The organism is Duganella sp. BJB476, from assembly GCF_003416895.1.
In the GTDB taxonomy this organism is placed as follows: Bacteria; Pseudomonadota; Gammaproteobacteria; order Burkholderiales; family Burkholderiaceae_D; genus Rugamonas.
Window position 1 is genome coordinate 117,019 of record NZ_QVIO01000002.1, and the last position, 16,189, is coordinate 133,207.

Annotated in this window: 19 protein-coding genes; 12 read left to right on the top strand and 7 right to left on the bottom strand. The window is 62.1% G+C overall.

The window, feature by feature from the left end:
- Nucleotides 1–43 precede the first annotated feature (43 nt).
- Nucleotides 44–922, top strand: coding sequence for an archaetidylserine decarboxylase (gene asd / locus D0T21_RS09980; protein WP_116989984.1), 879 nt, complete (start codon nt 44–46; stop codon nt 920–922).
- Nucleotides 923–925: 3 nt separating this feature from the next.
- Here asd and D0T21_RS09985 read toward each other — a convergent pair whose 3' ends face one another.
- Nucleotides 926–1,837, bottom strand: coding sequence for a LysR family transcriptional regulator (locus tag D0T21_RS09985; RefSeq protein WP_116989983.1), 912 nt, complete (start codon nt 1,835–1,837; stop codon nt 926–928).
- Between the two features lie 123 nt (nt 1,838–1,960).
- Between D0T21_RS09985 and D0T21_RS09990 the strand changes: the two genes are divergently transcribed.
- A complete protein-coding gene (locus D0T21_RS09990; protein WP_116989982.1) occupies nt 1,961–2,560 on the top strand; it encodes an FMN-dependent NADH-azoreductase in 600 nt (199 codons plus the stop codon).
- A 29-nt stretch (nt 2,561–2,589) separates the two neighbouring features.
- Nucleotides 2,590–3,459: a pirin family protein gene (locus D0T21_RS09995; RefSeq protein ID WP_116989981.1), complete on the top strand. Its 870-nt coding sequence runs from the start codon at nt 2,590–2,592 to the stop codon at nt 3,457–3,459.
- Between the two features lie 55 nt (nt 3,460–3,514).
- Here D0T21_RS09995 and D0T21_RS10000 read toward each other — a convergent pair whose 3' ends face one another.
- A complete protein-coding gene (locus D0T21_RS10000) occupies nt 3,515–3,775 on the bottom strand; it encodes a hypothetical protein (RefSeq protein WP_116989980.1) in 261 nt (86 codons plus the stop codon).
- An 83-nt stretch (nt 3,776–3,858) separates the two neighbouring features.
- On the opposite strand from D0T21_RS10000, the gene D0T21_RS10005 reads away from it, so the two are divergent.
- The 3 genes from D0T21_RS10005 to D0T21_RS31660 all read left to right on the top strand — a co-directional run bounded on the left by D0T21_RS10005 (nt 3,859) and on the right by D0T21_RS31660 (nt 5,813).
- Nucleotides 3,859–4,323, top strand: coding sequence for a hypothetical protein (locus tag D0T21_RS10005; RefSeq protein ID WP_116989979.1), 465 nt, complete (start codon nt 3,859–3,861; stop codon nt 4,321–4,323).
- A 257-nt stretch (nt 4,324–4,580) separates the two neighbouring features.
- Complete coding sequence (locus D0T21_RS31655) at nt 4,581–5,075, top strand: hypothetical protein (protein ID WP_147328081.1); 495 nt, start codon at nt 4,581–4,583, stop codon at nt 5,073–5,075.
- Nucleotides 5,076–5,237: 162 nt separating this feature from the next.
- Entirely contained in the window at nt 5,238–5,813 is a 576-nt protein-coding gene (locus D0T21_RS31660; RefSeq protein WP_147328082.1) for a hypothetical protein, read from the top strand.
- Nucleotides 5,814–5,861: 48 nt separating this feature from the next.
- Here the strand turns inward: D0T21_RS31660 and D0T21_RS10010 are convergent, their stop codons facing one another.
- Genes D0T21_RS10010 through D0T21_RS10020 form a run of 3 tightly spaced genes read right to left on the bottom strand, consistent with a single transcriptional unit; the run spans nt 5,862 to nt 7,971 of the window.
- Nucleotides 5,862–7,025: an acyltransferase gene (locus D0T21_RS10010; RefSeq protein WP_116989978.1), complete on the bottom strand. Its 1,164-nt coding sequence runs from the start codon at nt 7,023–7,025 to the stop codon at nt 5,862–5,864.
- A gap of 17 nt (nt 7,026–7,042) precedes the next feature.
- The gene (locus tag D0T21_RS10015) at nt 7,043–7,333 is read right to left on the bottom strand and encodes a hypothetical protein (RefSeq protein ID WP_116989977.1); all 291 of its coding nucleotides are present in this window, start codon (nt 7,331–7,333) and stop codon (nt 7,043–7,045) included.
- Nucleotides 7,333–7,971, bottom strand: coding sequence for a DUF1906 domain-containing protein (locus D0T21_RS10020; protein WP_116989976.1), 639 nt, complete (start codon nt 7,969–7,971; stop codon nt 7,333–7,335). The genes D0T21_RS10015 and D0T21_RS10020 overlap by 1 nt, the downstream gene beginning before the upstream one ends.
- A gap of 171 nt (nt 7,972–8,142) precedes the next feature.
- Here D0T21_RS10020 and D0T21_RS10025 point away from each other — a divergent pair, with 171 nt between their 5' ends.
- The 3 genes from D0T21_RS10025 (at nt 8,143) to D0T21_RS10035 (ending at nt 12,825) form a co-directional block, all read left to right on the top strand.
- The gene (locus D0T21_RS10025; RefSeq protein ID WP_116989975.1) at nt 8,143–11,418 is read left to right on the top strand and encodes a winged helix-turn-helix domain-containing protein; all 3,276 of its coding nucleotides are present in this window, start codon (nt 8,143–8,145) and stop codon (nt 11,416–11,418) included.
- Nucleotides 11,415–11,780: a hypothetical protein gene (locus D0T21_RS10030; protein WP_147328083.1), complete on the top strand. Its 366-nt coding sequence runs from the start codon at nt 11,415–11,417 to the stop codon at nt 11,778–11,780. The genes D0T21_RS10025 and D0T21_RS10030 overlap by 4 nt, the downstream gene beginning before the upstream one ends.
- Before the next feature lie 85 nt (nt 11,781–11,865).
- The gene (locus tag D0T21_RS10035; RefSeq protein ID WP_116989973.1) at nt 11,866–12,825 is read left to right on the top strand and encodes a succinylglutamate desuccinylase/aspartoacylase family protein; all 960 of its coding nucleotides are present in this window, start codon (nt 11,866–11,868) and stop codon (nt 12,823–12,825) included.
- Here D0T21_RS10035 and sugE read toward each other — a convergent pair whose 3' ends face one another.
- Nucleotides 12,826–13,143 carry a quaternary ammonium compound efflux SMR transporter SugE gene (gene sugE / locus D0T21_RS10040; protein ID WP_116989972.1) on the bottom strand — a complete coding sequence of 106 codons (318 nt, stop codon included), beginning with the start codon at nt 13,141–13,143 and terminating at the stop codon, nt 12,826–12,828. It lies immediately after the preceding gene.
- Nucleotides 13,144–13,258: 115 nt separating this feature from the next.
- Between sugE and D0T21_RS10045 the strand changes: the two genes are divergently transcribed.
- On the top strand, nt 13,259–13,615 hold the full coding sequence (locus D0T21_RS10045) for a DUF1304 domain-containing protein (RefSeq protein WP_116989971.1): 357 nt from the start codon (nt 13,259–13,261) through the stop codon (nt 13,613–13,615).
- 4 nt (nt 13,616–13,619) lie between these two features.
- Here D0T21_RS10045 and D0T21_RS10050 read toward each other — a convergent pair whose 3' ends face one another.
- Complete coding sequence (locus D0T21_RS10050) at nt 13,620–14,678, bottom strand: hypothetical protein (protein WP_116989970.1); 1,059 nt, start codon at nt 14,676–14,678, stop codon at nt 13,620–13,622.
- A gap of 128 nt (nt 14,679–14,806) precedes the next feature.
- Here D0T21_RS10050 and D0T21_RS10055 point away from each other — a divergent pair, with 128 nt between their 5' ends.
- On the top strand, nt 14,807–15,103 hold the full coding sequence (locus D0T21_RS10055; RefSeq protein WP_116989969.1) for a helix-turn-helix transcriptional regulator: 297 nt from the start codon (nt 14,807–14,809) through the stop codon (nt 15,101–15,103).
- Nucleotides 15,104–15,113: 10 nt separating this feature from the next.
- Complete coding sequence (locus tag D0T21_RS10060) at nt 15,114–16,169, top strand: alkene reductase (RefSeq protein ID WP_116989968.1); 1,056 nt, start codon at nt 15,114–15,116, stop codon at nt 16,167–16,169.
- Nucleotides 16,170–16,189: the final 20 nt, after the last annotated feature.

Below are 16,189 nucleotides of genomic sequence, written 5' to 3' on the forward strand. Positions count from 1 at the left end.
CGCTCAGATTGTTTAGTACGTATTCCTAAACCCCGGCGCTATAATGCGCGATCGTTTATTGTATGGATACCCTATCGTGTCTCGTCTTGCCGTCCTGCCACACTACCTGCTTCCCAAGGGAGCGTTGACCAATTTTGCCGGCCGCGTGGCCGGCGCCAAATGGGGCGGCAAGACCACCTGGCTGATACGCTGGTTCGTCGGCAAGTACAACGTCAACATGGACGAGGCGCTCGATCCGGATATCGCCAACTACACCAGTTTCAACGAATTCTTCACCCGCGCGCTACGTCCCGACGCCCGCCCGATCGCCGACGCCGGCTTCATCTGCCCGATCGACGGCCGCATCAGCCAGTTCGGCGACATCAAGGAAGACCAGATCTTCCAGGCCAAGGGCCACAATTTCAGCACCACCGCGCTGGTCGGCGGCGACGCCGAGCTGGCCGCCAAGTTCCAGAACGGCAGCTTCGCCAACCTGTACCTGAGCCCGCGCGACTACCACCGCATCCACATGCCTTGCGACGGCAAGCTGACCCGCATGATCTACGTGCCGGGCGAGCTGTTCTCGGTCAGCCCGGCCGCCGCGCGCGGCATCCCCGGCCTGTTCGCCCGCAACGAGCGCGTGGTGTGCGTGTTCGATACCGCCAACGGCCCGTTCGTGATGACGCTGGTCGGCGCCACCATCGTCGGCAGCATGGCCACCGTGTGGCATGGCGTGGTCAATCCGCCGCGCATGCCGCATGTGTGCGAGTGGCAGTACGACGACCAGAACATCGTGCTGAAAAAAGGCGAAGAGCTGGGCCGTTTCCTGCTGGGTTCGACCGTCGTCATGCTGTTCCCGAAGGATGTGCTGAGCTTCAATCCGGCGTGGCAACCGGCCGGCGCCGTCCAGCTGGGCCAGGTCATGGCCCAGCTGAAGAAGTAAGCCCTACACTCCGACCGGCCTGCCTTCCTCGAAGGCGGCCTCCAGCATGTCGAGGAACACCCTGGTCTTGGCCGGCATCAGCCGGCGGCCGGGGAAGACCGCCCACCCGGTGACGATCGGGAATGACCACTCCGGCAACACCCTCACCAACGCCCCCGTTTGCAAATGCTCGCGCGCGATCAGCTCGGTCGAGGCGGCAATACCCACGCCCGTGGCAGCCATGCGCACCAGCAGTTCCGGCGAGTTGGCCAGCAGCCGCACCGGCAACTCGCGCTCCCATTCCGTCTTGCCGCGCAAGAGCTTCCAGCGTATCAGCCCATTCACCCGTGGCGGCAGGCTGAGCAAGTCGTGCTTGAACAGGTCGTCGGGGTGTTCGGGCAGACCGCGCAGCGAGGTGTACAGCGGCGAGGCGTACAGGGCGATCTTGCTCAAAGTGACGCGGCGCGCGGCCAGCGAGGCGTCGTCCGGCAGGTTGCCCATGCGGATGGCCAGGTCGAAATTTTCCGCCACCAGGTCGACCCGGCGCGGCGACAAGTCCAGCTCCAGCGCGATGGCCGGGTACTGGTTCATGAAGCGCGTCATCATCGCACCCATCGCCACGTTGGCGAAGTCGGCCGGCATCGAGATCCGCAGCAGGCCGCTGGGCGCGCCTTGCCGGTGCTGCGCCAGCGCGCCGGCCTGCTCGGTTTCATCGGCCACGCGGCGCGCGTGCTCCAGCAGGCTGGCGCCGAATTCAGTCAGCACCAGCTTGCGCGTGGTGCGCTGGAGCAGGCGTTCGCCCAGATGCGCCTCCAGCAGCGAAATCCGGCGCGACACCGTCGATTTCGGCAGTTGCACCCGCTGCGCCGCCAGGCTGAAGCTGCCGCATTCGACAATGCGGGCGAATAACAGCAGGTCGCCAGGGTCGATTTCCACGCATTTACTCCTTCATTGTTCCATCAATGGATTAATGTTATCCATTTTAACGGCTTCCGGAACGAATATGAAACGATTAAAGTGACTACATCGCAGCACAAACCAGACAACAGGAGCAACACCATGAACATCTTGCAAATCAACTCCAGCGCCCGCAGCACCGGTTCCGAATCCACCCGCCTGGCCGACGCCATCGTCGCCAAGGTCCGCGCCGCCAATCCAGCCGCAACGCTGCTGCGCCGCGACCTGGCAGCCGATCCGCATCCGGTCATTGACGAGCCGACCCTGCAAGCCCTGTTCACGCCGGCCGACCAACGTACCGAAGCCCAGGCCGCCCGCGTGGCGCTGGACGATGCGCTGATCGCCCAGGTGCAAGCTGCCGACGTGATCGTCATCGGTGCGCCGACCTACAACTTCGGCATCACCGCGCAGCTGAAAAGCTGGTTCGACGCGATTGCCCGCGCCGGTGTGACCTTCAAGTACGGCCCGACCGGCCCGGTCGGCCTGCTGAGCGGTAAAAAAGTGTATGTAGCGCTGTCGCGTGGCGGCATGCACCGCGATGGCCCGACCGACACGCAGCTGGCCCACATCAAGATGTTCCTGAACTTCGTGGGCCTGAGCGATGTGCAATACATCTTCGCCGAAGGCCTGGGCATGGGTCCCGAAGCGGTGGCCAAGGCACAGGCGGCGGCAGAAGCAGAGATCAACGCAGTACTGGTGTAAAGCAACTCAACAAACCAAGGAGCATAGTCATGACCGATCAAGTAAACACCCCTCGCAGCGTAGAGCGCGTTATCAGCGGCCAGGCCGTGATGGACGGCGCAGGCGTCAAGATCAATCGCGTCCTGACCCAGCCCTTGCAGCGTCGACTGGATCCGTTTTTGATGCTGGATAATTTCGGCAGCGACCAGGCCAACGACTACATCGCCGGCTTCCCCAGCCATCCGCACCGCGGCTTTGAAACCGTGACTTACATGCTGGAAGGCCGCATGCGTCACAAGGACAGCGCCGGCAACGAAGGCTTGCTGACCAACGGCGGCGTGCAATGGATGACCGCGGGCCGCGGCGTGATCCACTCGGAAATGCCGGAGCAGGAAGAAGGCGTGATGGAAGGCTTCCAGCTGTGGCTGAACTTGCCCGCCAAGGACAAGATGCAAGCGCCGTGGTATCGCGATTTCAATGGCGCCGACGTGCCGGCCTTTACCACGGCCGATGGCGTGGCGGTGAAAGTCATCGCCGGCAGCAGCCACGGCGTGGCTGGCGCGGTGCAGCGTGAGGTGACGGAGCCGATTTATCTCGACATCCATGTGCCGGCCGGGGCCAGCTTCAGCCAGGCGCTGCCGGAAGGTCACAACGCTTTCATCTTCACGTATCGCGGTGAGGTGAGTGTCGGCGACAAGGCGGTGGCGTCGGGCCGGATGGCGATCCTGGCGAACACAGCAGGCGCCGATGGCGTGACGGTGCGGGCGGCGGAAGCCAGCCGTCTGATCTTGGTGGCCGGCCAGCCGTTGAACGAGCCGATCGCGCAATATGGTCCGTTCGTGATGAACACGCAGGCCGAGATCTTCGCCGCCGTTGAAGATTTCCGCGCCGGCAAGCTGGGCGAGGAAGCACACGCCTAACAGTAGCAACAGCCGCCGGACAGATACACTGTCCGGCGGCTGCCTTATTCCTACGCTACGGCGCCGGAGGAGTTTCCTTGCGATTGTCACGCATGGCGAGCAAGCCGCGCATCAAGCGTTTGAGGCCATCGATCCTTGCACGTTCAATCCCTTCGACGCGCAATTTACGTCGCTGCCGGAAGTTCCCAATGGCATATGCGACCAGCGCGGCAATGGCGAAGGCGTCCAGCGCCCATGTGCCTGCGTAGCGCCAACTGACTGAAGCCAGCACCGCGCAAACAACCCCGACGATAAGCAAAGCAAAGCGGTCGAGCATAGGAGGCTCCAGGCACGTTGTCGATGTTGGACGATTTTACACCCGGCCCGGTAGAGCGTCCCGACTCAGGATAAAATGCCGGCATGATGCCCACTATTCTCAAATGGCTGCGTTACCTGAGCCACGTTCTCGGCTTTGAGACAGCCGACTCCTTCCCTCCCGGCCATCCGTATGAACGGACGCGCTGGAATGGCGCCTATTTCGACATCGCTTCCGACGTCAAGCCGGACCAGATCGAGAGCCGCCTGTGCGAAGCGATCGGCAATACGCCGCTGGTGTTCGGCTACATCACCAACCCGACGCCGCGCATGCAACGCGCGCTGCTGGCGATGCTGGAGGAACGGATGCGCAACAACCGCGGCCGCGCCAGCGAATTGGCGGCGCTGCTGGTGGCTGCCTACGACAGCCCGCACATTACCGAAGTGGTCCCCGGCCTGCGCGCCGCCATCGCCGCCACCCGCCACGACGACATGGCCGAGCGCGCGCGCAGCGTCATGGTATTCCTGGGTTCGATGCAGTCGCCGTTCGATGTGATCGAGCTGAACTAAAGGAAGCTCGCTCCCCTCAGGCCACCACCTATTCGCATAGGTTGTAGCCACCAGCTCACGTAGGTCACCGCCGCCCACTCACGTAAAGCGCCGCCACTCGTTCTCACGCAGCACAGCCAGATGTGGCGTATTCAAGGTTGTGAGATTTCGCGTATTTTTCGAATGAGCAAGATGTTATCCTCCGTGGGCACCGGCCGAGATCGGCTGCGGATTCAACCCCTCGATGCAACACATTGATAACTAACTTGGTACTCAGTATGTCCTTACGAGATGCATTTCTGCGCGACCTTTCAACTCTGAGTGGCGAAGAATGTTGGGGTGTCGTTTGCGGTGAAGGCTCAGGGTCTGTTCTTGGACTTAATATTGGTGCCCGGACACCTAAACAGAAGCCTGTGAACAATCCTCATTTGAGTGAACTGGTGCGGCGATACGACTGTGCCTATTCAATGTTGATCTGGTGCCCATGGCGCATTGACTCCGAATCGAAAGTCATAGCAGGCAGCCATATGCCAAATGCCAACGATGGCCCAATGGTGGTAGGCAGCCAATCCATCTGTCAACAACGAATTACAGGAGTGACTTATTCCAGCCCTGCTTTTGATCTGCGTCTCAATTTCGAAAACAGGTACTCACTCGTCATCCATTGCAGTGCCATCGGAAAGAACTACGAAGTTTGCTATTCGTTCGGAACCCCGCTTGGCCACTATAGCGTTGACCTTGATGGAAACCTGAGCTTCGAAGGTAGAGAGTAACCAGGCACTTTTGGGACGGCTTCACATTGACGTGAAAAATTGTGAGTTCGGTAGACTAGCAAGCTGCTATCCTGCGCCTCCCGTCGGCCGAGTTCGGCCAGATGCCACCGTTCGAACGGGTATCCGCTATCACCTGGATTTTTAACGTCACTTATTTTTGGTATGTATTCCTTTATCAAGCCAATTTCATTTTTATTTTTATTTTCTTTGTGTTTTAACTCTTTCGCTCAGGAAAATATCTCCAAAGGTGTAGCAACTGAAAATTTCTCCGGGGTTTGGGAGTACCGTGGATTTTTCGATTTGGGAAATAAGAAGTACCCGGTGCAATATACATATCACCTATTTCAAACAGGAACACGTGTCTGTGGGTGCCTTTTTAGAAGTGGAGCGCCGAATAAGTTTCTGGAGCAATATGCTGTTCAAGGAGTCGTAAAAAGCGCGTCCGTAGATCTCCTCATAGATGGAGGAAGTCCAGCCAGTTCTGATTACTCACCTGTATTCCCCTTTGAACCAGTCGGTGCTCAGCGGTTGAAAAAAGAAGGTAAGAGGATGCTTCTTGGTGATGTCAGAGCGCCACGAGATCTTGATAAATTTACTTTTCCGCCAGAAAAGGATGTCTATTATTTGCGAGATATGAAGATGGCAAAAATTGGGCTTAGCGCTGATCCCGCATCATGCAGTGCGGAGGAGCCAGATTCTGGTTTGATTTTCATCAAAGCTTGTTTGGCGAATCCATAGTGTCGTTGTTTCGCGTTCGTCACTTAGGACGACCAAAAACGGGGGCGCCTATTGAGCGACGGCGCCAGCCGGAGCGACCGTCCGGGAGAAATTGCCCGGCACGTAGCGGTCGCGCAGTTTCATGAACGGCGTCTCCACCAGCAGATGCAACAACCATCCGGCCAACAGGCTGGCCGCACTCATCAACACAATGGCCTGCCAGCTGTTTGCCCTCCAGCCTTCGGTCTGGAGCGGTGCGCGCAGCAGCACGCACAGCGTCTTGTGCGTCAGGTAGATCGCATACGACCATAGCGCGATGCTGGCCGCACCCGGCACCCGCAGCCTTTGCAGCAGCGAGCCGGGACTCAAGGCCGCAATCAACAGCAGCGTAAAACTCAGGCCCAACATCGGATAGCCGATCACCGTCATCGTATAGCTGTAGTGGTCTTCGATGAAAAGCGACCAGGTCAGCGCCAGCAGCGCCGCGCCGGCCGCCAAGGCCCAGTTGCCGCGCGAGGTCAGCCGAGCCCAGGCGCCGGCGTGATGGTTTTTCAGCAGCGCCAGCGCGACGCCGGCCACCAGCTCATCGAAGCGGCACAGCGACGAGTAATAAATCAACGTGTAGTAATGAAAACCGCCCTGCTCCTCCGGTCCGACATACTGGGTCCACAGATGGCTGCGGATAGCCATGCCGGCCAGCAGCGTGCCGATCACCGCCAGCCAGGCCAGCAGCAGCGGCTTGCGGCAAGCCGCGATCGCCAGCGCCACGGCCGGCAACAGGAAATAAAACTGCTCCTCGACGCACAGCGACCATGCGTGCGAAAAAGCCGTGCCCGGCATCAGCTGGATATTTTGGGTAAAAGTCAGGAACTTCCACAGCGGAGGCAGCACGCTGGTGCCCCGAAAAGTCGGCCACAAGGCGTACAGCGCCAGCACGAAGTAAAAATTCGGCAGGGTGCGCAGCAGGCGGCGCGCATAAAAGCGCGCCAGCGAAAAGCGCTCGCCGTTCTCGGACTGCAGCGAACGGCGGATGCCGCCGAGGATCTGGTTGCCGATCAAATAGCCGCTGAGCGCGAAAAACAGGTCGACACCCGTCCAACCGATTTCGCTGAACCAGCCAAAGGTCGAGCTACCGCTGACAAACAGCATGTAATGGTTGGCAAACACCAGCAAGATGGCCAGCGTGCGCAAGGTGTCGAGGCCGGAATTACGGCCCTGCAAAGATGGATTCATGCCCGCATCTTAACAAATCAGGGCGAGATCACCATATTGAGGACCTTGTCGGCCACGCTCAGCACCGCCGTGCTGCCGGCCGCGATCGCGAAGTTGTGGCTGTGGCCGGAGTAGTAATCGATGGTGCCGAGCCGGATGCTGTCGATCGCCGCGCTGACGCTGTTGCTGATGGTGTAGGCCGACAGCAGCATGTCCGGCGCCGTCACGAACTTCAGCACCACATCCTGCCCCGTATTGTTAAGAAAAATCGTCTTGGCCGGCTTGACTGTCTTCAGTGTGACGGCTTCGGTGAACTGTATCGTCTGCATCACAGCACCCAGAACAGGCCCGCCGGATAGCCGTCGTTGGTGCGCGTCAGGTCGACGCTGATGTGTTTGCCGTCATCGACCGGCAGGCTGGCGGCGGCCAGCTGCTTGAGGTTGAAGCCGACATAGTCGCGCGAGCCGTGGTATTCCGGCGACGGCGACAACCAGCTCAACCCCGCCAGCCCCCGGAGCAACATCTCCTCGCAGCAGGCGCCGGAACCATACACGCCAACCTGATACTTGGGCTCCCCCGGCCCGGCCGCGCGGAACGCCTGGTTGACGCCATCGAAATACGCGCTGACCGGGCCGGCGATGGTCTCCATCGACGGATTGAAGTCCACCGCAAAGTAGATCGCCGAGCCGGACGGCTGCGTGATGACCTGCTGCGCCATCAAATAAGCGGCAGCGCCGTCCGCGCAACCTTGCGCCCGGCTGAAATAGTTCAGGTGGTCGCCGCCGGCCTGCCACAGCGCGCCGATCTGGATGCTGGCGTCGGTCAGCGAACGGGCCTCGGCCAGCGACAGGCTCTTGCCCGCCTGGTGGCTGTAATAACGGATCGCGAAATCGATCCCTTGTTGCTTGATGGCAATCGCGTGCTGCGTCAATTCAAATGGCGCTTTCAGGCCAGTCAAAACAATCATGACATCTCCGGTAGATGGGGGATGTGGTTTCCCCGTGTTAATGTTAGTATTTGCAAAAGATGTAGATATGAAACAACTGTAGTCATTCAGTCCAAATTTGGCCTTCCGAAAACCTTCCGAAGTCCAAACCATTGATTACAAAGCCTTTATTTCTGAACAAAGAAGGTCCGTGTGAACCACAAAAGCTTTCGTTTCGGGCAGTGGCGGGTCGATCCCGCCACTAATACACTCAGTTTCGGCGAGCTGAACCGCCAACTGGAGCCGCGCGCCATGGATGTTTTATTGCACTTGTGCAAACATCCGCATGTAGTGGTCTCGGCCGAAACCTTGCTCGATGCGTGCTGGGGAGACGTCTCGCCCAGCGACAATGCGATCCATAAAATCATCACCCAGCTGCGCCGGGCGCTCGACGATTCAGCGGTCGAACCGCGCTATATCGAAACCATCCGCAAGCGCGGCTATCGCCTGCTGGCCGAGTTGAGCTACGACGACGACGTCAGCAACGGCAGCTGGCTGCACGCATCGCCGTTCCGCGGCCTGGAAGCGTTCGAAGAACAGCACGCCGCGATCTTCTTCGGCCGCAAGCTCGGCGTCGATCAACTGGTGCAGGTGGTGGTCAGCCAGGTGCAGGCCGCCTGTGCGATGGTGCTGGTGCTGGGACCGTCCGGCGCCGGCAAGACCTCGCTGGTGCAAGCCGGCCTGATCCCGGCCCTGAAAGCGGGCGCTGCGCCGGCCGAGTCCGGCCTGGCGATCGCCAGCCATCTGCAACTGGACTGCGCCGACATGGGCCAGGCCGGCCTGCTCGACACGCTGGCCAGCGTGCTGCTCGATGCCGAACTGGACGACCGCCTGCTGTTTGAAAATATCAGTGCTGCGACCTTGGCCCAGCGCCTGGCGCAGGACCTGCCGGGCCTGATCGCCCAGCTGCAAGCGCAGCTGCCGGCGATCCGGCTGATGCTGTTCATCGACCGTTTCGAAGCCATCTTCCGGCTGCCGCATGTCGGCGAGCAGGAACGGGCCGTGTTCATCCACGTGCTCGACCAGCTGGCGCGCTCCGGCTGCATCTTGTTAGTGCTGGCCTGCCGCAACGACTTCTACCCTCACCTGACGGCCTACCCGGCGCTGATGAGCATGAAGCTGCGCGGCGGCCATTTCGACCTGGCGCCGCCCGGCGCGGCCGACATCGCCCAGATCATCCGCCATCCGGTGCAGGTGGCGCAGCTGCGCTACACGGTCGATGCCGCCACCGGCGAATCGCTGGACCAGGTGCTAATCGACGCCGCCAAGGCCGGCCCGGATACGCTGCCGCTGCTGCAATACTGCCTGCAAGAGCTGTACCGCCTGCGCAGTCCAGATGGCGAGTTGAGCCACGCCAGCTTCCACGCGCTGGGCGGGCTGGAAGGCGCGATCGGCGCACGCGCGGAGCAAGTCATCTCGGCGCTGGGCAGCGCGCAGATCGCGGCGTTGCCGCATGTGCTGTCGCAACTGGTGCTGGTGGCCGAGGATGAATCGACCGTCACCTCGCGCCGCGTGCCATGGTCGGCGCTGCGCAACGAGGCCGATCATGCGCTGGTGCAGGCGCTGGTCGATGCCCATCTGTTTGTCAGCGATCTGCATGGCGGCGCGCCGGCGTTCTGCATCGCGCACGAAGCGCTGCTGCGGCGCTGGCCGCGCGTGGTGGCGTGGATCGAGGAACATCGCCAGGCCTTGCAGGTGCGCAGCCGCATCAGCGCGCAAGCCAAACGCTGGCAAGACAGCGGCCGCAAGCCCGATATGCTGCTGCCGTCCGGCACCCAGGCGAATCAGGCGCGCCAGCTGCTCAGGACTAGCGGTTTCAGCTTTACGCCGCAGGAGCAAGCCTTTGTCCAGGCCTCGCTGCAAGGCGTGCGGCGCGGCGAACGGTTGCGGTTGACGATCACCATCGTCATGGCCGGACTAGCGCTGCTGGCCGGCGGCCTGTTCCTGATGGCGCGCTCGGCGCAGCAAGCGGCCGAGCAGCACCGCACCGAGGCCGAGGAGTTGATGGGCTACATGCTGGGCGACTTCGCCGACAAACTGCGCCCACTGGGCAAGCTGGACCTGCTCGACAGCGTCAGCAACCGCGCACTGAAATACTTGTCCGATCCGGCGCGTAGCGACGATGGCGATACCGCACAAGCACAACGCGCCAAGTCGCTGCAACTGATTTCCGAAGTCAGGATCGCGCGCGCCGACCCGACAGGCGCCAACGACGCATTGCTGGCCGGCCGCAGCATCTTGCAGCGGCAATTGCTGGCCCATCCTGCGGATCTGGCGCTGCGCAAGAGCGCCGGCGAAAACGCCTTCTGGCTGGGGCAGATCCACCTTGACCAGAAAGAATGGGACCAGGCCGAGCGTTACTTCCGTGAGTACCGCGACCACAGCGACCAGTTGGCAGCAGCAGCGCCGGCCGACGTCGATAGTTGGATCGAGCAATCGTTCGCCCACAACAGCCTGGGCACCGTGGCCCTGCGGCGTGGCGCCATCGCCAACGCCGCCAGCGAATTTGCGCTGTCGGTGGATCTGAAGAGCCGCGCCTATGCACAAAAACCCAAGGACAAACAGATCACCGCCGATCTGGCCGACAGCTTGTCCTGGCTGGCCAGCGCCCAGATGCAGCAAGGTAAGCTGGCGCAGGCCGAAACGCTGTACGCGCGGGCCCTGACGCTGCTACAAACCCTGCACGAAACCTATCCCAAGGAAGTCTCGTGGGTCAACAAACTGGCGGCGACGTGGTCGCACCAATCGGACCTGAAACAGGCGCGCGGGCAACTGGCCGGCGCCTACGACGATGCCCGGCAAGCGCAAGCGCTGCTGCAAACCATCGTCGAGAAGGATCCGAGCAACCGCAACTGGCAGCGCAACCTGTACATCGCCCAACTGCGCGTGCTCGATACCGACACCCAGCCACAACCGCCCGCCCAGACGCTGGCGCGACTCGATCAATTGCAGGGACATTTCGCCGAGCTCAGCAGCCTCGAACCGAAGCGGCTGAACTTGCAGGCGATGATGGCGATCGTGCAGCAGCGCAAGGTTGGCATGCTGATCGCGCAGCGCAAAGCGGATGCCGCTGCAAAAGAACTGCAACCGTCGCTGGATAAATTGCAGCAGCTACACGCCGCCGTGCCAGCCGACCAGCTGATACTCACCACGCTCAGCGATGCGCTATTGCTTAACGCCGAACTCGCCGCACTGCGCGCCGACGCCTCCGCAGCGAGTCACTGCGACGCCGTGCGCACGCTGCTGCGTCCGCTGGTCAACGACAGTTCCGATTTCCATCTGCTGGTGCCATGGGTGAAGGCCCACGCCTGCATGGATCAAAGCGAGCAAGTAGGTCACATCAAGAAGCAATTGGACGCGATGCCGTATCGCGACGCCACCTATCTGCAATACCTCTCTACCCACCAAGCCAAGAAAGCGAACTCATGAGCAAAATCCACGCCTCTACACCGTTCATTAACGTCATGGTGAAAGTCAAAGCAGGCCTCGTTCCAGGCAAATATGACGTCCACACCGCCCCGGAGATGCCCTATGTGACGCAAAAGGACACGGTCATCAACTACCAGATCTACGATGACGACGGCCAGGGCATCGTCTTCACCGGCATGACCGTCATGACGTTGGGGAACGATCAGTTAAGCGCGGCCAGCGTCAGCATCAGCGGCAAGCAGATGACCTTCAGCGATGCCAACTCGTCCAAGGTCACCATCAGCTTCATGCTCAACTTCAAAGATGCCGACGGTATCGAGTTCATGCACGATCCGCAAGTGGAAAACGATCCGCAGTCCTGATCGGCCCTCGCCGCCAGGCCTGCACGCACGGCGACTTGGCGGCGCTTGCGATACACTCTGTTTTTGACCAGCCGGACCACTGCGCATGACCGCCATCGATGCACTGCAATTCAAATCCCACCAGTACAGCGGCCAACACCCCGGCACGCGGCTGATCGTCACCGGCGCCGTGCACGGCAACGAAACCTGCGGCACCAAGGCCATCACGCGCGTGATGCAGCAACTCGACAGCGGCGCGCTGACGATACGCAAGGGCAGCGTCACCTTCGTCCCGGTCGCCAATCCGCTGGCCTACGCCAAGGGCGAGCGCTCCGGCGAACGCAACCTGAACCGCAACCTGTTCCCCAATCCGAACCCGCAAGACTTCGAAGACCGCGTCGCCAACTGGCTGTGCCCGCTGCTGGCGCAGCATGACGTGCTGCTGGACCTGCACTCGTTCAATGCCGCCAGCGAGCCCTTCGTCATGGTCGGGCCGCGCAACAACGACGGTCCGCTGGAGCCGTTCAAGCACGAGCAGCAGGAGCGCGCGATGGCGCGCCGGCTCGGCGTGCGGCGCTTTGTCGACGGTTGGCTGCGCACCTACGGCGCCGGCGTGCAGCGTCGCCTGCGTGACGACAGCCAGCTGGAAACCGTGCTGCGTTACGGCATGGGCACCACCGAATACATGCGCAGCACCGGCGGCTATGCGCTGACGCTCGAATGTGGCCAGCACGCCGATCCGCAAGCGCCCGAGGTCGGCTATCGCGCCATCGTCAACACCCTCGCCTTCCTCGGCCTGATCGATGCGCCGTCGCCGCAGCCCATCGCCGACGAGGCGATGGAAGCGCTCAGCATGGTCGCGGTCTACGACAAGCAGCACGCCGGCGACAGCTTCAGCCGCGCCTGGTCCAGCTTCGATCCGGTGCGGCAAGGCGAATTGATCGGCACGCGCGCCGACGGCACGCCGGTGCTGGCCGAGTTCGACGGCCGCATCCTGTTCCCCGACGCCGCGGCCGGCGCCAACAGCGAATGGTATTACCTCACGCGCGCCAATCCCGGCTTCTGATCAGACGGTCGACAGCTTCAGGCCGACGATGCCGCCGATGATCATGGCGATGCAGCCGACGCGCAGCGCGCTGGCCGGCTCGTTGAGCACGACGATGCCGAAGATCACCGTGCCGACGGTGCCGATGCCGGTCCAGATGGCGTAGGCGGTGCCCAGCGGCAGAGTGCGCAGCGCCAGGCCCAGCAAGGCGACGCTGCCGGCCATGGCGCCCAGTGTCAAGACCGTCGGCAGCGGCTTGCTGAAGCCGTCGGTGTATTTGAGTCCGACCGCCCACGCCACTTCCAGCAGGCCGGCCAGGATGAGAATTATCCAGGTCATCAAGTGTCTCCAAAATTGCCGGAAACTATATCAGCTGCGGCAAATCTCTGCTGGCGGCTTCCCGCCGCGCCCGCCACAGGCCATAATGCTTCATCAATAACAAGGAGGAGCATCCATGCAATTACTGGCGCAGATCGTCACCGGCCTGGTGGCGCTGATACATGTCTACATCGTTCTGCTGGAAACGGTGCTGTTCCAATCGCGCGGCCGCCGCGTGTTCGGGCTGACGCAGGAAAAGGCCGACATCGTCCAGCCGGCGATGTCCAACCAGGGTTGCTACAACGGCTTCCTGGTGGCGGCGCTGGTGGTCGGCTTTGTGCATCCGAATCCGGCCATCGGCTCGGCCTTCACGGTGTTCGGCCTGGCCTGCGTGGCGGTGGCCGGCGTATGGGGCGGTATCACGGTCAAGCGTTCGATCCTGCTGATCCAGACCCTGCCGGCGCTGATCGCGCTGGCATTGCACTTCGCCTGACGTCTTAGCTGCCGGCAGGCTTGGCACCATTCAGGCTCGGCAAGGTGATGGTCTCGACCACCACCGGCGCCGGCTCGGCCGCCGGCTTGGCGCCGCTGCCGCGCAGGGCCAGCAGCCAGCCGATGCCGTCGAACCAGAACGGCGCGCCCAGCGACGAGGCGAAGGCCGTGATGATCCAGCCTATCAGCGCGAACGCCAGCGCCGCCATGAAGGCGCCCACGCCTTTGCCGCCGGCGGCGTCAAACCTCGGCGACGGCCAGCCTATCGGCAGCGCCTGCACCGCTTGCCAGTCTTTTTTCGCTTCGACCACCTGGCTCATCGGCGTGGCAGCCGGCGTGCCGGCCGGTGCGGCTGCGACCGGCTTCATGCGGCCGGCCGCCATGGCGTCGGCGCCCTGCTGCGCCAGCGTTGCCGCCGCAGCGTTGTCGCTCCACAGTCGCTGGCTCAGTTGCAGCGCATCGATATTCATCGCCCCCGCATAGAACAGGCCGACGCAAAACAGTACCAGCTGCGAACGCCGCTTGTACCAGCCGGTGATGCGGTCCATCACCGTGTCGTACCAGATGCGCACGGCGCTTTCCAGCGCGGCCAGGTCGTCCGGGCCTTCGCCCATCAGCGCCAGCAGCGTGCGGCTCAGGCCATCATTGCCTACGTTGGCCAGCAACAGCGCCGCCGTTTGCCCCTTGCCATATTTTGCCGTCAAGGTCGACACAAACGCCCGCGCGAAGATCGCCGACGGGATGTAGGACGGCATGCGGCCCTGCTGCGCCAGTCCGGTGATCAGCGGATGGGTCATGACGGCGGCCGACAGCGAATGCGGTCCCAGCTTGGCCAGATTGAAACCGTTGTCCATGCGCAGGAAGCGCTTGATCGACGGGACGATGCCGCGCAGGCGGGACTTGCCGGCCGGCTCGTGCAGCATGGTCAGCACGCCGTCCAGCAGCACCTTGGCGCGGGTCTGGAACAGCGAGGCGATCGCTTCGCGCGTGGCACTGCACAGCAGGCTCACGGCCAGGAAGGTGTAGGACAGCCCGATGGCCACATCCAGGTAATGACTCGACATACGGCCCTCATTAAACTTCGAACAATGTTCCCATAACATAAATGATTTTCTGGCCGCCAGCACGTTTTTCTTTTATATCGTAAGATTCCGATATTGAAATCGGAAAAAGACGATCCATATATCGTTACATGCAAATGGACATAGACGCTATCCACAAAGCCCTCGCCAACCCGATGCGACGCCAGATCCTGGCGTGGTTGAAGGAGCCCGAGGTGTATTTCTCAGAGCAGCAGCATCCGCTGAGCCTGGGGGTGTGCGCCGGCCTCATCGACCGGCGTTGTGCATTGTCGCAATCGACGGTATCGGCGCATCTGGCCACGCTGCTCAAGGCGGGCCTGATCACGTCGCACCGCGTGGGGCAATGGAATTATTTTAAACGCGACGAAGCGACCATCCAGGCCTTCATCGATCAAATGACACTATAGGAAACTCATCATGGCAAATCTTTTCGACCCGCTCACCATCGGCGACATCACCCTGAAAAACCGCATCGTCATGGCGCCACTGACCCGCGCCCGCGCCATCGGCGGCGCCCGCGTGCCGAACGCACTGATGGCCAAGTACTATGTGCAGCGCGCCAGCGCCGGCCTGATCCTGAGCGAAGCGACCGCCGTCACGCCGCAGGGCGTGGGCTATGCCGACACGCCGGGCTTGTGGTCCGATGAGCAGGTCGAAGGCTGGAAGCTGGTGACCGAGGCCGTGCATCAAGCCGGCGGCGTGATCTTCGCGCAGCTGTGGCATGTGGGCCGCGTGTCGGACCCGAGCTTCCTGAACGGCGACGCGCCGGTGTCGGCCAGCGCCATCGCCGCCGACGGCCACGTCAGCCTGCTGCGTCCGCAGCGCGCCTATCCGGTGCCGCGCGCGCTCGACACCGAGGAGTTGGCAGGCATCGTCGCCGCCTACAAGCTGGGCGCGGAAAACGCCAAGAAGGCCGGTTTCGACGGCGTGGAAATCCACGGCGCCAACGGCTATCTGCTCGACCAGTTCCTGCAGGACAAAACCAACCAGCGCAGCGACAACTACGGCGGTTCGATTGAAAACCGCGCCCGCCTGATGCTGGAAGTGACCGACGCCTGCATCGCCGTCTGGGGCGCCGGCCGCGTCGGCATGCACCTGGCGCCGCGCCGCGACGCGCACGACATGGGCGACTCCAACCCAGCCGCCACCTTCGGCTACGTGGCGCGCGAGCTGGGCAAGCGCAAGATCGCCTTCATCTGCGCGCGCGAAGCGGTGGGAGAAGACAGCCTGGGGCCGTTGCTGAAGAAGGAATTCGGCGGCGTGTACATCGCCAATGAAAAGATGGACAAGCAGACCGCGCAGCAAGTGCTGGACGCCGGCACCGCCGACGCCATCGCCTTCGGCAAGGCCTTCATCGCCAACCCGGACCTGCCGCGCCGCCTGCAACTGGACGCACCGCTGAACGAGTGGAAAGCAGAAACCTTCTATGCCCCTGCGGAAGAAGGCTACACCGACTACCCGGCGCTGGCGTAATACCTGGGGGGCAAATTGCC

What these genes read in the sequence shown, in the direction of transcription:
- D0T21_RS10005 (WP_116989979.1), top strand. Translation starts at nt 3,859, where the DNA reads ATGATGCCCACTATTCTCAAATGGCTGCGTTACCTGAGCCACGTTCTC.
- D0T21_RS10000 (WP_116989980.1), bottom strand. Translation starts at nt 3,775, where the DNA reads ATGCTCGACCGCTTTGCTTTGCTTATCGTCGGGGTTGTTTGCGCGGTG.
- D0T21_RS31655 (WP_147328081.1), top strand. Translation starts at nt 4,581, where the DNA reads ATGTCCTTACGAGATGCATTTCTGCGCGACCTTTCAACTCTGAGTGGC.
- D0T21_RS10035 (WP_116989973.1), top strand. Translation starts at nt 11,866, where the DNA reads ATGACCGCCATCGATGCACTGCAATTCAAATCCCACCAGTACAGCGGC.
- D0T21_RS09995 (WP_116989981.1), top strand. Translation starts at nt 2,590, where the DNA reads ATGACCGATCAAGTAAACACCCCTCGCAGCGTAGAGCGCGTTATCAGC.
- D0T21_RS10030 (WP_147328083.1), top strand. Translation starts at nt 11,415, where the DNA reads ATGAGCAAAATCCACGCCTCTACACCGTTCATTAACGTCATGGTGAAA.
- asd (WP_116989984.1), top strand. Translation starts at nt 44, where the DNA reads ATGCGCGATCGTTTATTGTATGGATACCCTATCGTGTCTCGTCTTGCC.
- D0T21_RS31660 (WP_147328082.1), top strand. Translation starts at nt 5,238, where the DNA reads ATGTATTCCTTTATCAAGCCAATTTCATTTTTATTTTTATTTTCTTTG.
- D0T21_RS10020 (WP_116989976.1), bottom strand. Translation starts at nt 7,971, where the DNA reads ATGATTGTTTTGACTGGCCTGAAAGCGCCATTTGAATTGACGCAGCAC.
- D0T21_RS09990 (WP_116989982.1), top strand. Translation starts at nt 1,961, where the DNA reads ATGAACATCTTGCAAATCAACTCCAGCGCCCGCAGCACCGGTTCCGAA.
- D0T21_RS10050 (WP_116989970.1), bottom strand. Translation starts at nt 14,678, where the DNA reads ATGTCGAGTCATTACCTGGATGTGGCCATCGGGCTGTCCTACACCTTC.
- D0T21_RS10055 (WP_116989969.1), top strand. Translation starts at nt 14,807, where the DNA reads ATGCAAATGGACATAGACGCTATCCACAAAGCCCTCGCCAACCCGATG.
- D0T21_RS10010 (WP_116989978.1), bottom strand. Translation starts at nt 7,025, where the DNA reads ATGAATCCATCTTTGCAGGGCCGTAATTCCGGCCTCGACACCTTGCGC.
- D0T21_RS10045 (WP_116989971.1), top strand. Translation starts at nt 13,259, where the DNA reads ATGCAATTACTGGCGCAGATCGTCACCGGCCTGGTGGCGCTGATACAT.
- sugE (WP_116989972.1), bottom strand. Translation starts at nt 13,143, where the DNA reads ATGACCTGGATAATTCTCATCCTGGCCGGCCTGCTGGAAGTGGCGTGG.
- D0T21_RS10060 (WP_116989968.1), top strand. Translation starts at nt 15,114, where the DNA reads ATGGCAAATCTTTTCGACCCGCTCACCATCGGCGACATCACCCTGAAA.
- D0T21_RS10015 (WP_116989977.1), bottom strand. Translation starts at nt 7,333, where the DNA reads ATGCAGACGATACAGTTCACCGAAGCCGTCACACTGAAGACAGTCAAG.